The sequence below is a fragment of the Coriobacteriaceae bacterium genome (assembly GCA_025757745.1).
In the GTDB taxonomy this organism is placed as follows: domain Bacteria; phylum Actinomycetota; class Coriobacteriia; order Coriobacteriales; family Coriobacteriaceae; genus Collinsella.
Window position 1 is genome coordinate 806,379 of sequence record CP107217.1, and the last position, 17,925, is coordinate 824,303.

At 60.2% G+C, this 17,925-nt stretch carries 16 protein-coding genes; all 16 read left to right on the top strand.

The features are described from left to right. The first annotated feature begins 122 nt into the window (after positions 1-122). The gene (locus OGM60_03325) at positions 123-1,736 is read left to right on the top strand and encodes an ABC transporter substrate-binding protein (protein UYI99836.1); all 1,614 of its coding nucleotides are present in this window, start codon (positions 123-125) and stop codon (positions 1,734-1,736) included. Between the two features lie 157 nt (positions 1,737-1,893). Continuing rightward, positions 1,894-2,850: an ABC transporter permease gene (locus tag OGM60_03330; GenBank protein ID UYI99837.1), complete on the top strand. Its 957-nt coding sequence runs from the start codon at positions 1,894-1,896 to the stop codon at positions 2,848-2,850. A gap of 3 nt (positions 2,851-2,853) precedes the next feature. Continuing rightward, positions 2,854-4,869 carry a dipeptide/oligopeptide/nickel ABC transporter permease/ATP-binding protein gene (locus OGM60_03335; GenBank protein UYI99838.1) on the top strand — a complete coding sequence of 672 codons (2,016 nt, stop codon included), beginning with the start codon at positions 2,854-2,856 and terminating at the stop codon, positions 4,867-4,869. Next, positions 4,870-5,697, top strand: coding sequence for an ATP-binding cassette domain-containing protein (locus OGM60_03340; GenBank protein ID UYI99839.1), 828 nt, complete (start codon positions 4,870-4,872; stop codon positions 5,695-5,697). It abuts the gene before it with no gap. An 80-nt stretch (positions 5,698-5,777) separates the two neighbouring features. Next, positions 5,778-6,755: an acetylxylan esterase gene (locus OGM60_03345; GenBank protein ID UYI99840.1), complete on the top strand. Its 978-nt coding sequence runs from the start codon at positions 5,778-5,780 to the stop codon at positions 6,753-6,755. Beyond that, complete coding sequence (locus OGM60_03350) at positions 6,748-7,599, top strand: acetylxylan esterase (GenBank protein UYI99841.1); 852 nt, start codon at positions 6,748-6,750, stop codon at positions 7,597-7,599. Before OGM60_03345 ends, OGM60_03350 begins: the two co-directional genes overlap by 8 nt. Positions 7,600-7,667: 68 nt before the next feature. Next, positions 7,668-8,588, top strand: a complete 921-nt coding sequence (locus tag OGM60_03355) for a dihydrodipicolinate synthase family protein (protein UYI99842.1) — start codon at positions 7,668-7,670, stop codon at positions 8,586-8,588. A gap of 171 nt (positions 8,589-8,759) precedes the next feature. Further along, a complete protein-coding gene (locus tag OGM60_03360; protein ID UYI99843.1) occupies positions 8,760-9,725 on the top strand; it encodes an ROK family protein in 966 nt (321 codons plus the stop codon). 140 nt (positions 9,726-9,865) lie between these two features. Beyond that, positions 9,866-10,552 (top strand): N-acetylmannosamine-6-phosphate 2-epimerase, encoded by a 687-nt coding sequence (locus OGM60_03365; protein UYI99844.1) that lies wholly within the window; start codon positions 9,866-9,868, stop codon positions 10,550-10,552. A 98-nt stretch (positions 10,553-10,650) separates the two neighbouring features. Further along, positions 10,651-11,571 (top strand): RNase adapter RapZ, encoded by a 921-nt coding sequence (gene rapZ, locus OGM60_03370; protein ID UYI99845.1) that lies wholly within the window; start codon positions 10,651-10,653, stop codon positions 11,569-11,571. 6 nt (positions 11,572-11,577) lie between these two features. Next, a complete protein-coding gene (gene whiA, locus OGM60_03375; GenBank protein UYI99846.1) occupies positions 11,578-12,507 on the top strand; it encodes a DNA-binding protein WhiA in 930 nt (309 codons plus the stop codon). A 193-nt stretch (positions 12,508-12,700) separates the two neighbouring features. Beyond that, positions 12,701-13,726: a type I glyceraldehyde-3-phosphate dehydrogenase gene (gap, locus tag OGM60_03380; protein ID UYI99847.1), complete on the top strand. Its 1,026-nt coding sequence runs from the start codon at positions 12,701-12,703 to the stop codon at positions 13,724-13,726. Between the two features lie 140 nt (positions 13,727-13,866). Then, complete coding sequence (locus tag OGM60_03385; GenBank protein ID UYI99848.1) at positions 13,867-15,057, top strand: phosphoglycerate kinase; 1,191 nt, start codon at positions 13,867-13,869, stop codon at positions 15,055-15,057. Beyond that, positions 15,050-15,817 carry a triose-phosphate isomerase gene (gene tpiA / locus OGM60_03390; GenBank protein ID UYI99849.1) on the top strand — a complete coding sequence of 256 codons (768 nt, stop codon included), beginning with the start codon at positions 15,050-15,052 and terminating at the stop codon, positions 15,815-15,817. Before OGM60_03385 ends, tpiA begins: the two co-directional genes overlap by 8 nt. A 5-nt stretch (positions 15,818-15,822) precedes the next feature. Beyond that, the gene (gene gpmI / locus OGM60_03395) at positions 15,823-17,376 is read left to right on the top strand and encodes a 2,3-bisphosphoglycerate-independent phosphoglycerate mutase (GenBank protein UYI99850.1); all 1,554 of its coding nucleotides are present in this window, start codon (positions 15,823-15,825) and stop codon (positions 17,374-17,376) included. A gap of 159 nt (positions 17,377-17,535) precedes the next feature. After that, complete coding sequence (secG, locus tag OGM60_03400; protein ID UYI99851.1) at positions 17,536-17,790, top strand: preprotein translocase subunit SecG; 255 nt, start codon at positions 17,536-17,538, stop codon at positions 17,788-17,790. The last annotated feature ends 135 nt before the right edge of the window (positions 17,791-17,925 follow it).

The following is a 17,925-nucleotide window of genomic DNA, read 5'->3' on the forward strand; positions in this document are numbered from 1 at the left end:
TCGGTCGCCGAGCGCGGCACCCAAGTTGGGTTTGTCGGTAAGTAAGGTATATATCGTCCGCAAGTTGCGCGGGGGCAAGTCTAGGTGCTCCCGGGTAAGATTCTCTATTGATAGGAGAAGACATGGCCATCATCAACAAGGGTATGTCCAGGCGTTCGTTCCTCGGCCTCACCGGCAGCGTCGCTGCTGTCGCAGGGCTTGGTCTCACCGGCTGCGGTGGCAGCTCTAGCGACGAGGGTTCCGCTTCCGGTTCCACCGATTCCGCCAACCGTGGCGGCGGCGTGATCACCGCTGGTTCCGCTTACGCTCCGTCCAGCTTCGACCCCGCCAGCACCGGCTCCGCTGTGGGCCTGGGTGCTAACTGGCACGTCGTCGAGGGCCTCTACGGCATCGATTACCACGACTACAGCACCTTCAACGAGCTCGCCACCGACGACCCCAAGTCTGTGGACGACACCACTTTCGAGGTTACCATCCGCAAGGGCGCCAAGTTCTCCGATGGCACCGAGGTCACCGCTGACGATGTCGTTGCCTCCTACACCGCTTGCGCCGCTTCCGCTACCTATGCTCCGTTCTTCCAGCCCTTCGAGTCCATCGAGGCTAAGGACGCCAGCACCGTGACGGTCAAGACCAAGGTCCCCAACTTCTCTCTGCTCAAGGATCGTCTTGCCATCATCCGCGTTACCCCGGCCACCCAGACCGAGGAGGATCGCGCCAAGCAGCCGATCGGCTCCGGCCCCTGGATGTACGACTCTATCTCCGATACCGAGATCACCCTGGTTCCCAACCCCGAGTACAACGGTGAGTATGCTGCCGAGGATAAGAAGATCCAGTACAGCATCCTGACCGACCCCACCGCTCGCGTTACCGCTCAGCAGGAGGGCTCCACGCTCGTTATGGAGCTCGTTACCGCTGACGCCGTCGACCAGCTCGAGAGCGCCGGCTGCAAGATCGATAACGTTCAGGGTTTCGGCACCCGCTTCATCATGTTCAACGTCGCCAAGGAGCCTTGGAACAACGTCAAGGTCCGTCAGGCTGTCATGTATGCGCTCGACACCGAGAAGATGGTCAGCAACACCTTTGCCGGCCTTGCCACCGCTGCCAGCTGCTACCTGCCCAAGAGCTTCACCAATTATCATGAGGCTTCCACGGTGTACAAGACCGACGCCAAGAAGGCTAAGAAGCTCATCGAGGAGTCCGGCATCACCCCGGGTGCCATCACCCTGCGCACCACCGACAACGAGCAGATCAAGGGCATGGCCGCCCAGGTCAAGAACGACCTCGACGCTCTCGGCTTTGAGGTGACCATCCAGACCGATACCTCGCCGGCCACCTACGCTGCCATCGACGGCGGCGAGGCCTACGATATCCTCCTTGCCCCTGGCGATCCTTCCTGCTTCGGCGCTGACCCCGACCTGCTGCTCAACTGGTGGTATGGCGACAACGTCTGGATGCAGACCCGTTGCCCGTGGAAGGAGTCCGCTGAGTGGCAGAAGCTTCACGGTCTCATGGACGAGGCTCTTGCCGCCGAGGGCGACGAGCAGCAGAAGAAGTGGAACGAGTGCTTCGACATCATCGCCGACAACGCCGTTCTGTACCCCGTTGTCCACGTCAAGACCGTCTCCGCTTCCTGGGACGATCCGTCCACCGCGCCCAACGGCGAGGCTCTCGACGGCTTCAAGGGCATCGGCACGACGAGCATGTCCTTCAGGGGCGTTGCGACCGTCAAGGCGTAAGACTCGCTTGAGTCTGTATGCAGGATGTCGGCCGTTGGGACCGTATCCTCATAGTTGAAACAAAGACCCGGGCGGCAACGATGTCGCTCGGGTCTTGTAATGAGTATCCGTACTCATATACCAGTTGGTCCTACCGACAAAAGAAAGGGGAGAGAACGTGAACAACTTGCTACGTTTGATTGGAAGGCGTCTTGTGGCGCTGCCGATCATGGCATTGGGCGTCACCGTCCTGGTGTTCTTCCTTATGTCGTTCTCCAAGACCGACCCCGCCTACACGGCGTTGGGTGACGGTGCCTCGCCCGAGGCGGTTGCCGAGTACCATGAGAAGTATGGTCTGGACGACCCCTGGCCTGTGCGCTACGTGCGCTATATGGGCGATTTGATTCATGGCGACATGGGTACCTACGGCGCTGCCCGCAACTCCGTTGCCAAGCGCATCTCCACGGCCCTGCCCGTCACGATGCAGCTGACCTTCATCGGTCTTGCCATCGGTGCGGTCGTTTCGTTTTTGCTCGGCGTCATCGCGGCACTGTATCGCGACAAATGGCCGGACCAAGTGATCCGCGTCTTTTCCATCGCCGGCTTGGCAACCCCGTCGTTCTGGCTTGCCGTTCTGTTGATCCTGCTGTTCTCTTCCTACCTTAAGGTGCTCCCGGCATCGGGTGCTCTGCCTCACTTCACCACGAATCCGGTTGGCTATCTGGGACGTATGATCATGCCCGCTATCGCCTTGGCATTTCCGCTGACGGGCCAGATGACTCGTATCGTGCGTACCGCCATGGTCGAGGAGCTCGACAAGGACTATGTCCGTATGGCTCGTGGCGCCGGCGTTCCCGAGAAGGTCGTCGTCGGCATCAACGTTCTTCGCAATGCGCTGATCACCCCGGTCACCACCCTCGGTCTTAAGATCGGCTACCTCATGGGCGGCGCCGTCGTCATCGAGGTTATCTTCAACCTCCCCGGCATGGGCACTGCGATTCTGCAGGGCGTTCAGGGCAACGAGGCGAACCTGGTTCAGGGCGTCGTTATCGTCGTTGCTCTTGCCTTCATCATCATCAACATCGTGGTTGACATGCTCTACCTGCTCATCAACCCGCGCATCAGGACGGTGTAGATTATGGTAAAGATTCGAGAGAAGCAAACCGAGCAGCTCGAGAAGGCTGCCTCCAAGGGGCTCAAGCTCGGTGGCTGGAAGAAGATGACGCTGTCTTCTAAGATTGCCGCCGTCGTGCTGGTGCTGGTCGCCCTGACTGCGATTTTGGCGCCCCTTCTTGCCCCCTATAGCCCGGTCGAGATCTTTACGGCTCGCCAGGCTCCCGGCAACGGATTTATCTTCGGTACCGACGATAAGGGTCGCGACATTCTGTCGCGCATGCTCTACGGCGGACGTTACTCGCTGATTATCGGCTTTGGTGCTACCGCCATGGCTTTGGTCTGTGGTTCCGTTGTCGGCGCTCTTGCAGCGGTTTCGCGCAAGTCTATCTCTGAGGCGATCATGCGTATCCTGGACATCATCATGTCCATCCCGGGTATCGCCCTCGCAGCCGTTTTCGTTTCCATCCTGGGCAATTCCGTGCCGTCGATCATCTTTGCGATCGGCTTTATGTACACCCCGCAGATCGCCCGTATCGTGCGCGCCAACATCGTGTCCGAGTACGGTGAGGACTATGTCCGCGCGGTCATCGTGTCCGGCGCCAAGGCTCCGTGGATTCTGATCAAGCATGTTCTGCGTAACTGCATCGCTCCGATTATGGTCTTCACCGTTACCCTGGTCGCCGACGCCATTATCTTCGAGGCCTCGCTGACCTTCATCGGCGCCGGCATCCAGGAGCCCACCGCTACCTGGGGCAACATTCTCGCCGACGCACGCGGTGGCGTGCTCGCTGGCCGTTGGTGGCAGGCACTGTTCCCGGGCCTGGCCATCATGATCACCTGCCTGGCGCTCAACATCCTCTCCGAGGGCATTACCGACGCCATGGCCGCTGCTCCCTCCGCCGCCCTGGATCCGACCGATTCCTCCAAGCGCCGCGAGGCCGACCTGCTGGTTTCCGACCCCGTTCGTGCCTACAAGGAGCAGGCTCAGTCCCTGTCCGCCCGTCTTGGCGCACTGCGCGATGTCGAGCTCAAGCGTAACGACCGCCATGTGCCCGATGAGTCCGTTGAGCCGATCCTTTCGGTCCGCGATTTCTGCATCCAGTTTGAGCACCACGGTGATATCAACGTCGTCGACCACGTTAACTTTGACGTCCGTCCCGGCCAGACCATGGGCCTGGTAGGCGAGTCCGGCTGCGGTAAGTCCATCACCACGCTGGCCATCATGGGCCTGACCGACGATGACGAGCATCTTTCCGGCGAGGTTCTCTGGGAGGGCCGCGACCTGCTCAAGATGAGCAAGAAGGAGTGGTTCGGCCTGCGCGGTACCGATATCGCCATGGTCTATCAGGACGCCCTGTCCTCGCTCAACCCCTCCATGCTCATCTCTGCCCAGATGAAGCAGCTCACCAAGCGCGGCGGCACCCGTAGCGCCGAGGAACTCCTGGAGCTCGTGGGCCTCGACCCCAAGCGTACGCTCGAGAGCTATCCGCACGAGCTTTCCGGTGGTCAGCGTCAGCGCGTTCTGATCGCTATGGCCCTTACCCGCGACCCCAAGCTGGTTATCTGCGACGAGCCCACGACCGCTCTGGACGTTACGGTCCAGAAGCAGGTCATCAAGCTGCTCAACGACCTTCAGGCCAAGCTCGGCTTTGCCATGATCTTCGTTTCGCACGACCTGGCGCTGGTCGCCGAGGTCGCCCACAACATCACGGTTATGTACGCCGGCCAGGTTATTGAGCAGGCGCCCACCAAGGAGCTGCTCACCAACCCGATTCACGAGTACACCCGCGGCCTTCTGGGTTCCGTCCTGTCCATCGAGAGCGGTTCGGGCCGCCTGCACCAGGTGCCCGGCGCCGTTCCGAGCCCGCGCGATTTCCCCAAGGGCGATCGCTTCGCGCCCCGCTCGAGCCATCCGCGCATTGGCCTGGACACCCGTCCGGTCTTCAAGCGCGTGCCCGGCACCGAGCACTTCTATTCCGAGCTCCCCGACGAGGTGCTCAAGGCAAATGGTTTGACCCCTCACGCGGAGGTGATGTAGATGAGCGAGACCGCAGTCAACGGCGTCGAGCCGATCATCTTCCTTGATGACGTCCACGTCACCTTTAGGACCCGTACCGGCTCGATTCTGCACCCCAACCTGGTTCACGCCGTCCAGGGTGTAACGATTAAGCTCATGCCCGGACAGACCATCGGCATCGTCGGCGAGTCCGGTTGCGGAAAGTCCACCACGGCTAACGTCATGTGCGGCCTGCAGGCCCCCACGAGCGGCAAGGTCTACTTTAAGGGCAAGGACGTCACCAAGCGTACCGCCGAGGACCGTCGCCACATGGGTCGCGTCATCTCGGTCGTGTTCCAGAACCCGGCCACGGCGCTCAACCCCCGCATGGTCGTTCGCGAGCAACTGCTCGACCCCATGCGCGTCCACAACCTGGGTACCGAGGCCGAGCAGGAGAAGCGCGTCAAGGAGCTCTTGGAGCTCACCGGTCTGCCCTCCTCCGCCGCCGAGGTTCTTCCCGGCCAGCTTTCGGGCGGCCAGCGCCAGCGCGTCGCAATTGCCCGTGCCCTGTCGCTGAACCCCGATGCCATCATCGCCGACGAGCCCACCTCGGCTCTGGACGTTTCGGTCCGCGCGCAGATTCTCAACCTGCTGACCGACCTTAAGAAGGAACTCGGCCTGGCTATGGTGTTCATCAGCCATGACATCCAGACGGTCCGCTATATTTCCGACGACATCATCGTCATGAATGGCGGCAAGATCGTCGAGCAGGGCGAGGCCAAGCAGGTTTTCCAGCATCCTCGAGACCCCTACACTAAGATGCTGCTCGGCGCTGCGCCGTCGCTGCTGCATCCCAAGCTCGGCGAGTAACTTCGCTTTCCCTCCCGTGCGCCCGGTTCCCTTGCCGGGCGCACCTCCGTTGCGATTTCGAAAGGTTGGGTTCACGAGCCATGCCAAGTGCTCAGGAGCTACAACATCAATTTGGTGAATATCGAGGCGCTATGTCCCGTCCATCAGATTTCGATCTCTTTTGGAAGGATCGCATGGCCGAGGCTGACGCCGTCGGGCTTGACTATGCGATCGAGGCGGCATCGGTCACCGATGCCGTGACCTGCCAGCTTTTCGATCTCTGGTATACCGGCATGTGCGGCGCTCGCCTGCACGCCAAGTACCTTAAACCTGTCTCGGACGAGCCCGTGCCATTGGTACTTCAGTTCCATGGGTATCCGGGTGCAAGCCGCAGCTGGTTTGAGCAGGCGTCGTTTGCGGGCATGGGCATGGCACTCATCGCCCTCGACTGCCCCGGCCAAGGAGGTCCCTCCGAGGACATTGGTGGATTTGAGGGCACGACGGTCGCGGGCCATATCGTCGCCGGTATCGACGGCGACTCGGCCAACCTCTACTATGTCCGCTTGCACCAAGATATCCGCATTCTTTGCCGTATTGTTCGTGAGCTCGAGGGCATCGATCTTGCCCGTGTATTTGTGAACGGCGCATCGCAGGGCGGCGGTTTGGGCATTGCGACCTGTGCGCTTAACAGCGAGCTTATCAATCGCGCCGCCATCCTCTATCCCTTCCTGTCGGATTTCCGCCTGGTCTGGGATTTGGATGCCGACGACATTGCCTACGAGGGTCTGCGCTATTGGTCTCGCTGGTTTGACGAGGACTCGACTCGTATTGACGAGGCCTATGCCAAGCTGGCGTACTTCGATTCCAAGAACTTTGCCCCCATAGTCAAATGCCCCGTGCTGTTTGGCACGGGCACAGCCGATATCGTCTGTCCTCCGGCGACGCAGTTTGCAGTCTACAACAACCTGACCTGTGAAAAGCGTCATGAGTTCTTTGAAGGCTTCGGTCACGAGGAGATTCAGGATTTTGACGATCTGATCATTCCATTTTTCTGCAAGGGAGGGGAGGCTCATGTCTAAGTGCGAGAGCAATATCGATGAGCTGATTGTCCCCGAGCTTGCGGGAATTGCTGGGACGGTTTCGTCAAGGCTCTCTGATTTCCGGGATTGGCGCGGCGATGCTTCTGCGGATGTTTCCGAGTTGGAGACAGCCGCTTCGGACCTTGAGGTTTGCGGGCTGACCGTTACGGCGATTGATTTCGCCAATCCGTGCGCGCGCTACTCCGAGGTTTCCTTTGAGCTCGGCGGGTATGTCGTGCACGGCCGTTTGATTGAGCCCTCTGGTTGCGCCCGAAGATCCGAGCTTGTTCCGCTGTGTCTGATGTTCCATGACATCGACCGACCCGTGCGGGGATGGCATCACATGACGCGGTTTGCCGCCATGGGATATGCCGTGCTTGCGCTGGACGATGAGACTATTGGATCCAGCGATCTGCAGCAGGGGATTACCTCGCCTGCTTTTGTCGAGCGTGTCCGTTGGGGCTGCGCGTTGGCGAAGGTTGCGCGCAACCTTGATGGCATGGATCCCGACCGCATCTTTGCATGGGGCGAGGGCCTTGGCGGCGGTGTCGCGCTGGCGGTTTCTGCTCTGGACGAGCGGGGCCTTGCCTGCACGGCGCTTGCCAATCCGCTTCCCAGCGGTCTCGAGACGCTTTCGCCTCGGGTTCGTGGCTCGGTGCTCATGGGCACATCGCTCATGGATACCGTGAGTGATCCCAAGGGCCAGTTTGCCGTATTCAACGGTCTTGAGTGTGACCGGAGGCATATCATCTATGCCAAATACGCTCACGAGCGCATCAATGCGTTCGAAAACGAAGTCGTCGACTTCTTTAACCAAACGTTCTATTCGTGTTCTTTGGCCTAGACGGCCTGGACACCGCCAACAAGAGTGGGCGGCATAGGGCTGCCCGCCAGACAACTAAGGAGATTCTTGTGGCAACTCAGAAATTCACCGGCGTTATCCCTCCCGTCGTTGTTCCCGATACCGAAGACCACCAGCTTGACGTTGCCTCCTTTGAGCGCAGCATCAACCGCATGATCGATGCCGGCGTCGATGGCCTGTTCTTCCTGGGCTCCTCGGGCGAGGTCGTCTTCTCCACCGACGAGCGCCGTCGCCAGATTGTCGCAGAGGCCGTCCGTATCGTCGACCACCGCGTTCCCGTTCTGGTCGGCATCATCGACACCGAGACCGAGCGCATGATCGAGCACGGCAAGGTCGCTCAGGAGCTGGGCGCCGATGCGCTCGTCGCCACCTGCCCGTTCTATGCCCTGCAGGGCATGACCGAGGTCGAGGAGCACTTCCGCATCCTTCACGAGGAACTCGACCTGCCCATCTTCGCCTACGACATCCCCGTGTGCGTCCACACCAAGCTCCCCTGGAAGCTCCTTGCTAAGCTCGGCGCCGAGGGCGTCCTGGCTGGCGTCAAGGATTCCTCGGGCGATGACATCTCGTTCCGCTACCTCATTCAGGAGAACGAGAAGAACGGCCATCCGATGAGCATCCTTACCGGCCATGAGGTCGTCGTCGACGGTGCCTATCTCGGTGGCGCCGACGGTTCCGTTCCGGGCCTCGCCAACGTTGAGCCCGAGGGCTACGTTCGTCAGTGGAAGGCCGCTCAGACTGGTGACTGGGCTACCGTCAAGGCCGAGCAGGATCGCCTCAATGAGATTTCGCACATCTGGGATGTCACCTCGGGCGTCCAGGGCTATGCCGGTGGCGTCGGCGCCTTCAAGACCGCTATGAACCTCATGGGCATCTTCGACAGCCCGACCATGCCGCGCCCGGTGAAGGCCATGACCGGTGAGAACGTCGAGGCGATTCGCAAGGTCCTCCAGGACAACGGTCTCCTTTAAAGCTTTCCCAGGCACCCGACCTCGCCGTTCAACCGTGCGGCCATGACCCATTAGGCCAATGGCCGCACGGTTTCTCGGCGATCTCGGGCACCTGGAAAACCTTTACCGCGCTGTGACGGCTAGCCTGACGGCGCATTTCCTGTAGTTGTTTTGTCTCCGAAGGAGAACGACATGGAGAACAAGTACGTCTGCTCTGTCGATATCGGCGGAACTAAGATCGCGACTGCCATCATGGAGTACCCGGCTGACGGCGGTGTGCCCCATCCCGTTTTTGAGGCTGAGGTTCCCACCGAGGCCCAGGAGGGTGGCGAAGCGGTCTTCCAGCGCATCGAGGCGTCTATCAAGGCAGCTCTTGAGGCAAATCCCGATGTCGAGGTCCTCGGAGTTGGCATCGGCGCTGCCGGTGTCGTCGACCCCAAGACGGGCGCCATCGCGTATGCCAATGAGATTATGCCCGGCTGGTCCGGCGTTCAGTTGGGGCCGCGTCTGCGCGAGGACCTCGGCCTTCCCGTTGCCGTTGTAGGCGACGTGCAGGCTCATGCTCTGGGCGAGGCCCACTGGGGCGTCGGCAAGGGCAAGTTCTCCGTCTTGTGTTTGGGCATCGGTACGGGCATCGGCGGCGCATATGTCGAGAACGGCCGCGTGATGCAGGGCTTCCATGGTGCTGCCGGCCATATGGGCCACATCGAGTGCTCGGCTGCCGCCGGCATTCCCTGCGCCTGCGGGCGTTCCGGCCATCTGGAGTCGGTTGCTTCCGGAACATCAATCGGGCGCATGTACGATGAGCGTTTTGGCCGCGTCGACCCCAGCCGTCCTTCGGTCGGCCGTGACGTGAACGACCTGTGCCGCGCAGGCGACGCAAAGGCGACCGAGGTCATTCATGACGCCGGCTTTGCGCTGGGCGCCAGCCTGGGCTCGCTCGCTAACATCCTGGACCCTGAGGTCATCGTGCTTTCGGGCGGCGTGATTCACCAAGGTCCCGATTGGCGTTCACAGACGTGGAAGGACTCGGTGCACGAGGGCTATGCCAGCCAGGCGCTCGACCCGCTTCAGGACACGCCGATTCTCATCGGCTCTCTGGAGGGCGACGCGCCGCTCATCGGTGCCGCCGAACACCTTCTTGCATCGTTGAAGTAAACATAACTACCAAGTGCGCCTTCTGAGGTGCCGCAGATTGACGTGAAAGAGGAGCGAAGCGTACTTCGGTACGCGAGCGACGGTTTGAACGTCAAGGTGCGGTGTCTCAGAAGGCTGTTTTGAGAAAGGTTGAGTCGAACATGACCGTTGATCCTTTGATCCAGTCCCTGAAGGGCAAGCTCGTCGTGAGCGTTCAGGCGTATATGGGCGAGCCGCTTCGTACGCCCGAGACCATGGCTCAAATGTCTCGCGCTTGCGAGCTTGGCGGCGCCGCCGCCATTCGCTGCCAGGGCCTTGCCGACATTGCCGCCATTAAGGGTCGCTGTGAGGTTCCCGTCATCGGTCTGTGGAAGGACGGGCACGAGGGCGTTTACATCACGCCGACGCTGCGTCACGCTCGTGCCTGCGTTGCTGCGGGTGCCGATATCGTGGCGATCGACGCCACCGATCGTCCGCGTCCCGATGGCAAGTCGGTCGAGGATACCTTCCGCCCGCTGCACGAGGAGGGTGTGCTCCTGATGGCGGATTGTGCCACCATCGAGGACATTCGCCGTGCGGTTGATATGGGCTTCGACCTGGTATCCACCACACTCTCTCACGGTGTCGCCGCCATCGACTGCACCATGGCCGATGGCCCCGACCTGCCGCTCCTGCGTCAGGCGACCGAGGAATTTCCCGGCCTTCCCATCATTTGCGAGGGTCGCGTGCATACGCCCGAGGAGGCTCGCGCTGCAATCGACGCCGGCGCGTGGGCCGTTGTCGTCGGCACCGCTATCACGCACCCCACGAGTATTACAAGTTGGTTCAAGGCTGCGCTTGAGGCGTAAGACGGGCCTTGTATCCGCTTGGGGCGGTATACTCAATAAAGGCAATTGATCGCGCGGGATCCGCTGGCCGGGTCCCGCGCTTATTTTAGGAGGCACACATGCAAAAGGGAGATGCCATGGATGCGGCGGAGCGCTCGGAGCGTATCCCCGATATCGTTATCATCACCGGAATGTCCGGCTCGGGCCGAACGCAAGCCATGCATGTGTTTGAGGACATGGGCTATTTTTGTATCGACAACCTGCCCCCACGCCTGATTGCCCAGCTTGCTGAGCTCGTTGGCATCAATACGGGCGTGGGCAGGCACCTTGCCGTTACCTGCGACCTGCGTAGCCAGGGCTTGTTCGATGAACTGCTCGATGCTGTTGCCGCACTGGAAGAGCGCGAGATGAGCTGCGACATTGTGTTTCTCGAGGCGTCTGACGAGGTGCTGATTCGCCGGTATAGCGAAAACCGTCGTCGCCATCCCATTGCAAAGCCGGGGGAGACCACGGCCGACGCTATTCAGCGTGAACGTCTGCAGCTGCAGGGCGTTCGCGATCGAGCCGATATGATTATCGACACGAGCCGCTTGCGCACTTCTGCCTTGCGCAACAAGCTGCGCATGGCTTTTTCCGAGCTGTCCGACCAGCAGCTTATGGATGTCCACGTGTTCTCGTTTGGCTTTAAGCATGGCATGCCCATCGAGGCGGATATCATGATCGATGTTCGCTTCTTGCCCAATCCTTTCTACGATCCCGAGATGCGCACCATGACCGGTCTCGATAAGAAGGTCTCCGATTTTGTCTTGGACCACCCCAAGACCCAGGAGTTCTGGAAGGCCTGGACTCAGCTGCTCGATACGGTCATGCCGGGTTATATCGCAGAGGGCAAGCCGCAGCTTTCCATTGCTATCGGCTGCACAGGCGGACAGCACCGTAGCGTCGCCATTGCCGAGGCCACGGCCCGCTACCTGGAGGGTGCTCAGTATCATGTGAGCATCTCCCACCGTGACCTGTCGCGTGCCAACACGAAGGCATAGGTTTACATGTCGTTTACCGCTGAGGTGCGTGACGAGCTTGCGCGCTGCGAACCAGAATGCGAATACTGCGATTTGTCGACGCTTGCTGCGCTAACGCGTGTGAGCGGCACGCTTTCGCTGGCGGGCTCGGGACGGTACCGCTTGACGGTCGCGACCGAGACGGGTGCTGTGGCGCGCACGATGATTGCGCTGACGCATCGTATCCTTAAGCTCAAGACCGAATTCACGGTTCGTAAGTCGGTCCTGCACAAGGTACGAAACTATCTCATCACCTTGCCCGATCAGCCCGATTTGGATAAGGCTCTGGTGCTGCTGGGCATTCTCGACCGTAGGGGAGGGCTCGTCGCGGGTGTGCCGCGCCACATCGTCGCCCGTCCTTGCTGCAGGCTCGCCTATATTCGCGGTGCGCTGATTGCCGGAGGCTTTGTTGCCGACCCGCGTGGCGATTTTCATTTGGAGATCGCGGTTCAGGGCGAGGAGTATGCAAAGGGACTTTGCGACCTTCTGGAGCAGATTGGAGTTCACGCCCGCGTCAATGCGCGTCGCGGCTCGTATGCCGTGTACATCAAGAGTGCCGAGGAGATTAAACGTCTGTTACAGCTGATTGGCGCCAAGCGCAGCGTTGCCGAGATTGAAGAGGCCCGCGCGGTTAAGCTGGTGAAGAACGACGTGAATCGTCGCGTGAACGCAGAGCTTGCCAACCAGACCAGAAGTGCCGGTGCCGCCCAACATCAGCTTGCGCTCATCGATGAGCTTGATCGGCGCGGTTTGCGCGAAACGCTGCCGGACGCTCTGGCAGTTTTTTGTGACTTACGCGAGCGTTACCCCGATCTCTCACTGCGAGATTTGGGGGAAATGGCCGACCCTCCTTTGTCGAAGTCGGCCTTGTATCACCGTGTTTTGCGCCTTGAAAAGCTCATTGAAGCAAGCGGGTAGTTTAACGCAATAGCTTTTATGGTGGTTTAACTGCTGTTTTATACGTTAAAGCGTTTTAACGCAAATTTGATTTTCAATTTCGAGCATTCTCGTGAAATTCAAGCCAAAAAAAAGGTATATTAGGCGAGTGGTTAGTTTGTGGGCCTCAACGGCAGGCGCTGTAGCTTGCGGGGGCCTTACGAAAGGAGACACAATGGCAGTAAAGGTTGCTATTAACGGCTTCGGTCGCATCGGTCGTCTGGCCTTCCGCCAGATGTTCGGTCATGAGGGCTCCGAGATCGTCGCTATCAACGACCTCACCTCTCCCGATATGCTCGCTTACCTGCTGAAGTACGACTCCACGCAGGGCAACTATGCTCGCGATCACGAGGTCGTCGCTGGCGAGGATTCCATCACCGTTGACGGCAAGGAGATCAAGATCTACAAGGAGGCCGACGCCAACAACCTGCCTTGGGGCGACCTCGACGTCGACGTCGTTCTCGAGTGCACCGGCTTCTACACCAGCAAGGCTAAGGCTCAGGCCCACATCAACGCTGGCGCCAAGAAGGTCGTCATCTCCGCTCCGGCCGGCAGCGATCTGCCCACCATCGTGTACAACGTCAACCATGAGACGCTGACCGCTGAGGACAACATCATCTCCGCTGCTTCCTGCACCACCAACTGCCTCGCCCCGATGGCCAAGGGCCTGAACGACTTCGCTCCCATCGTCTCCGGCATCATGACCACCATCCACGCCTTCACCGGCGACCAGATGCCGCTCGACGGCCCGCAGCGCAAGGGCAACTTCCGTCGCTCCCGCGCCTGCTCCGAGAACATCGTCCCGAACACCACGGGCGCTGCCAAGGCCATCGGCCTGGTTCTCCCCGAGCTCAACGGCAAGCTCATCGGTGCCGCCCAGCGCGTCCCGACGCCGACCGGCTCGCTGACCAACCTCTACGCCGTCGTTGACAAGAAGGTCACCGTCGACGAGGTCAACGCTGCCATGAAGGCCTACGCCGAGACCATCCCCGATACCTTCGCCTACAACGAGGACCAGATCGTCTCCCGCGACATCGTCGGCGAGACCCACGGCTCCATCTTCGACGCCACTCAGACCATGTGCTCTGATCTCGGCAACGGCCAGACCCTCGTTCAGGTCACCTCTTGGTACGACAACGAGAACTCCTACACCTCTCAGATGGTCCGCACCATCAAGTACTTCGAGAAGTTCGTTGCTTAATTTAGCTTTTAGCGAATAGCTCGTTGAGCGTCTAAAGAAGGGCGCGGCCTCATAGGGCTTACACCCTAGGGTCGCGCCCTTTTTATAGGAAATCGTCTGCCGTAATGGGAGGCAGACACGTACGAAAGGTAGAAGCAAACATGGCCTTTACCAAGAAGACCGTCCGCGACATCGATGTCGACGGCAAGCGCGTTCTCGTCCGCGTTGACTTCAACGTGCCTATCAAGGATGGCGTCGTTGGCGACACCACCCGTATCAAGGCTGCCCTGCCCACCATCAACTACCTCGTTGAGCACAACGCTCGCGTCATCCTCATGAGCCACCTCGGCCGTCCTGAGGGCACTGGCTTCCAGCCCGAGCTTTCCCTCGAGCCTGTCGCCAAGAAGCTCGCTGAGCTCTCTGGCCTTGACGTTGCTTTTGTTGCCGACACGTATGGCGAGAAGGCCGCCGAGGCTGTCGCCGCCGTCGAGCCGGGCAAGGTCCTCGTTCTCGAGAACGTCCGTTTTGACAAGCGTGAGAAGAAGAACGATCCCGAGATCGCCAAGAAGCTCGCTTCCTATGGTGACGTCTTCGTTCTCGATGCCTTCGGCACCGCACACCGCGCCCAGGGTTCCGTCGTGGGCCCCGCCGCTTACCTGCCTGCCGTCGCCGGCTTCCTGCTCGAGAAGGAGGTCGACACGCTGACCGGCATCTTCGCCGAGCCCGAGCGCCCCTTCGTCGCCATCGTCGGCGGTTCCAAGGTTTCCTCCAAGATCGGCGTTCTCGATCACCTCATCGACTCCGCTGATACCCTGATCATCGGTGGCGGCATGGCCTACACCTTCTTCCTGGCTCAGGGCCTGTCCGTCGGTCAGTCCCTCAAGGAAGAGGACTGGGTCGAGCGCGCCGGTGAGATGCTCAAGAAGGCCGAGGAGAAGGGCGTCAAGATCCTGCTCCCCATCGACAACCGCGTTGCTGATCACTTTGGCGAGGATGCTGTCCCCGAGGTTGTCGCTTCCGACGCTATCCCCGACGACCGTGAGGGTATGGACATCGGCCCCAAGACCGAGGAGCTCTACGCCGAGGCTGTCAAGGGTGCCAAGACTGTGTTCTGGAATGGCCCCATGGGCGTCTTCGAGTTCGATAACTTCGCTCACGGCACCCAGGCTATCGCCGAGGCTGTCGCCGAGGCTGATTGCACCTCGATCATCGGTGGTGGCGACTCTGTCGCAGCCGTCAACAAGTTCAACCTGGCCGACAAGATGAGCTGGATCTCTACCGGTGGTGGCGCTTCCATGGAGCTCGTCGAGGGTAAGGCCCTGCCCGGAGTGGAGGCGCTTCTCGATGCCTAATCGCACCCTTCTTATCGCTGGTAACTGGAAGATGAACAACGACGTCGCCGAGGCCGCCAAGCTCGCCGACGAGCTGGCTCAGGCTCTGCCCGAGGTTCCGGCTGGCGTCGAGGTGCTCGTCTGCCCTCCGACCATCGACATCACCACGGTTCATGACCGTATTCAGGCTGCCCCCATCGCCCTCGGTGCACAGAACGTGTACTGGGAGGCCAAGGGTGCCTTCACCGGTGAGTCTTCTTGCGACATGCTCAAGTCCGCTGGCTGCACCTACTGCATCATCGGTCACTCCGAGCGTCGTGATTACTTCCACGAGACCGACGAGGATCAGAACAAGAAGGCCAAGGCCCTCGTTGCCGCCGGTCTTGTTCCTGTCTTCTGCTGCGGCGAGTCCCTTGAGGTCCGCGAGGCCGGCACCTATGTCGAGCACGTCGTGAACCAGGTCAAGGCTGGTCTCGAGGGTCTCGAGATCACTTGCCCCAAGCAGGTCGTCGTCGCCTACGAGCCCATCTGGGCCATCGGCACCGGCAAGACCGCTACCGCCGAGGACGCTCAGGAGGTCTGCGGCGCTATCCGTGAGACCCTCAAGGAGATGTTCGGTGAGGAGCTCGCCGACGGCATCCGCGTTCTCTATGGTGGCTCTGCCAAGCCCGGCAACATCGCCGAGCTCGTCGCCAAGCCCGACGTCGACGGCGCCCTCGTGGGCGGCGCTTCGCTCAAGGCTGCCGACTTCGCCTCTATGGTCGTCAAGGCAGGCGAGTAGGACATATGGCACAGCGTCATCTTCCTGCACTCCTGATCATCATGGATGGTTGCGGCCTGGCTCCGGCCGATGGCGAGAACGCCGTCGCCGCTGCCAAGACGCCCTTCCTCGATAGCCTGTACGAGAAGTACCCCCACACCACGCTCGGCGCTTCGGGCGAGGACGTGGGTCTTCCCGATGGCCAGATGGGCAACTCCGAGGTGGGTCACCTCAACATCGGTGCCGGCCGCATCGTGTTCCAGGAGCTTTCGCGCATCAACAATGCCATCAAGGACGGCTCCATCGCCAAGAACGAGGTCTTCGTCAAGGCTATGGACGACGTCAAGGCTGACGGCAAGACTCTCCACCTCATGGGCCTTATGAGCCCTGGCGGTGTTCATTCTCATATGAGCCACGTCGAGGCTCTGGTCAAGATGGCTGCCGAGCACGGTGTCAAGACCGTTCGCGTCCACGCCTTCATGGATGGTCGCGACGTTGACCCGCAGTCCGGTGCCGGTTACATGAGTGAGTTCTGCGCCTTCCTGGCTAAGATCTCCGAGGAGACCGGTTGCGACGCTCGCGTTGCCACCGTCTCGGGCCGTTATTGGGCCATGGACCGCGACAACCGTTGGGAGCGCATCCAGCGCGCCTACGATGTCATGGTCAACGCATCCGATGCCGATACCGACCCTGTTGCCGGTATCAAGGCCTACTACGAGAAGGATCCGCGCGGCGACGAGTTCGTCGAGCCCTTCGCTGCCCACAACGAGGGCATCCACGAGGGCGACGCGGCCATCTTCTTCAACTTCCGTCCCGACCGCGCTCGTCAGATGACTCGCGTGTTCACGGACAAGGAGTTCGACGGCTTTGAGCGCGAGCAGATCAAGCTTTCGCACTTTGTGACGATGACCGAGTACGACCCGACGTTTGACGTCGAGGTCGCCTTCCCCAAGACGTTCCCCGAGAACGTTCTGGCCGACGTTATCGCCGCCAATGGCCTGAAGCAGCTGCACACCGCCGAGACCGAGAAGTACGCCCACGTGACGTTCTTCCTCAACGGCGGCATCGAGGAGCCCAAGGAGGGCGAGGAGCGCGTGCTCGTCGCTTCTCCCAAGGTCGCTACCTACGACCTGCAACCTGAGATGAGCGCTCCCGAGGTTACCGAGAAGCTTGTCGCCGCCATCAACGAGGATCGCGCTGATTTCTACATCGTGAACTTCGCAAACTGCGACATGGTTGGTCACACCGGTGTCTTCGACGCTGCCGTTAAGGCCGTCGAGGCTGTTGACGATGCCCTGTCCAAGGTTGTCCCGGCGATTCTCGCTAAGGGCGGCTTTGCGCTGATTACCGCCGATCACGGCAACGCCGATCACATGTTTGACGTTGCTTCCGACGGTTCCAAGCATCCGTTCACGGCTCACACCACCAACCGCGTGCCGTTCATCATCGTTGATGAGAAGGCACAGCTCACCGGTATCGAGGACGGCCGTCTTTCCGATATCGCTCCGACCATGCTCACCATGGCTGGTATTGAGCCTTCCGCCGAGATGACGGGTCGCGTACTCGCCACCGAGGCCTAATAGAAAACAAATACCGTTTTCTAGTAAGGGGGTTGTCCACAACCGGACAACCCTCTTTTTTTGCGCTATTTCTACCTCGTCACCAAATGGCTGATGGGGGAGTGCTGGGGGTTGTGGTACAGTACTGGAGTTTGAATTGTTCTATTAAGGAGCTTATCTATGGGTCCGTTTCAGATTCTTCTGTTTGTCGTTTGGGCTGTCTCTGCCGTGGCGCTGACGATTCTCGTCCTGATGCACTCTGGTAAGGGCACCGGCGTTTCGGATATGATCGCTAGCTCGCTGTATAACTCCAGCTCTGCCACGGGCGTCATGGAGCAGAACCTCGATCGCCTGACGGTAATTATGGCCGTCGTTTTTGCCGTGTGTGTCGTCCTGTGCATGTTCTTCTTCCCGCAGGGTATCGTCGGCTACTAAGCACGAGCCACATAAATACTTGAAAAGGGTTCCGCAAGTGCGGGACCCTTTTTGTTTACATATTTGTAACAGAGCCAAAATATCCCCACATACTTCGCCCAACTAAAGAAATTCTCGACCGTTGACCGGAATTAG

Excerpts from the sequence above, each read along its gene's own strand:
- OGM60_03345 (UYI99840.1), top strand. The coding sequence starts at position 5,778 with ATGCCAAGTGCTCAGGAGCTACAACATCAATTTGGTGAATATCGAGGC.
- OGM60_03340 (UYI99839.1), top strand. The coding sequence starts at position 4,870 with ATGAGCGAGACCGCAGTCAACGGCGTCGAGCCGATCATCTTCCTTGAT.
- secG (UYI99851.1), top strand. The coding sequence starts at position 17,536 with ATGGGTCCGTTTCAGATTCTTCTGTTTGTCGTTTGGGCTGTCTCTGCC.
- gap (UYI99847.1), top strand. The coding sequence starts at position 12,701 with ATGGCAGTAAAGGTTGCTATTAACGGCTTCGGTCGCATCGGTCGTCTG.
- OGM60_03350 (UYI99841.1), top strand. The coding sequence starts at position 6,748 with ATGTCTAAGTGCGAGAGCAATATCGATGAGCTGATTGTCCCCGAGCTT.
- OGM60_03360 (UYI99843.1), top strand. The coding sequence starts at position 8,760 with ATGGAGAACAAGTACGTCTGCTCTGTCGATATCGGCGGAACTAAGATC.
- rapZ (UYI99845.1), top strand. The coding sequence starts at position 10,651 with ATGCAAAAGGGAGATGCCATGGATGCGGCGGAGCGCTCGGAGCGTATC.
- OGM60_03325 (UYI99836.1), top strand. The coding sequence starts at position 123 with ATGGCCATCATCAACAAGGGTATGTCCAGGCGTTCGTTCCTCGGCCTC.
- gpmI (UYI99850.1), top strand. The coding sequence starts at position 15,823 with ATGGCACAGCGTCATCTTCCTGCACTCCTGATCATCATGGATGGTTGC.
- OGM60_03385 (UYI99848.1), top strand. The coding sequence starts at position 13,867 with ATGGCCTTTACCAAGAAGACCGTCCGCGACATCGATGTCGACGGCAAG.
- tpiA (UYI99849.1), top strand. The coding sequence starts at position 15,050 with ATGCCTAATCGCACCCTTCTTATCGCTGGTAACTGGAAGATGAACAAC.
- OGM60_03335 (UYI99838.1), top strand. The coding sequence starts at position 2,854 with ATGGTAAAGATTCGAGAGAAGCAAACCGAGCAGCTCGAGAAGGCTGCC.
- OGM60_03365 (UYI99844.1), top strand. The coding sequence starts at position 9,866 with ATGACCGTTGATCCTTTGATCCAGTCCCTGAAGGGCAAGCTCGTCGTG.
- whiA (UYI99846.1), top strand. The coding sequence starts at position 11,578 with ATGTCGTTTACCGCTGAGGTGCGTGACGAGCTTGCGCGCTGCGAACCA.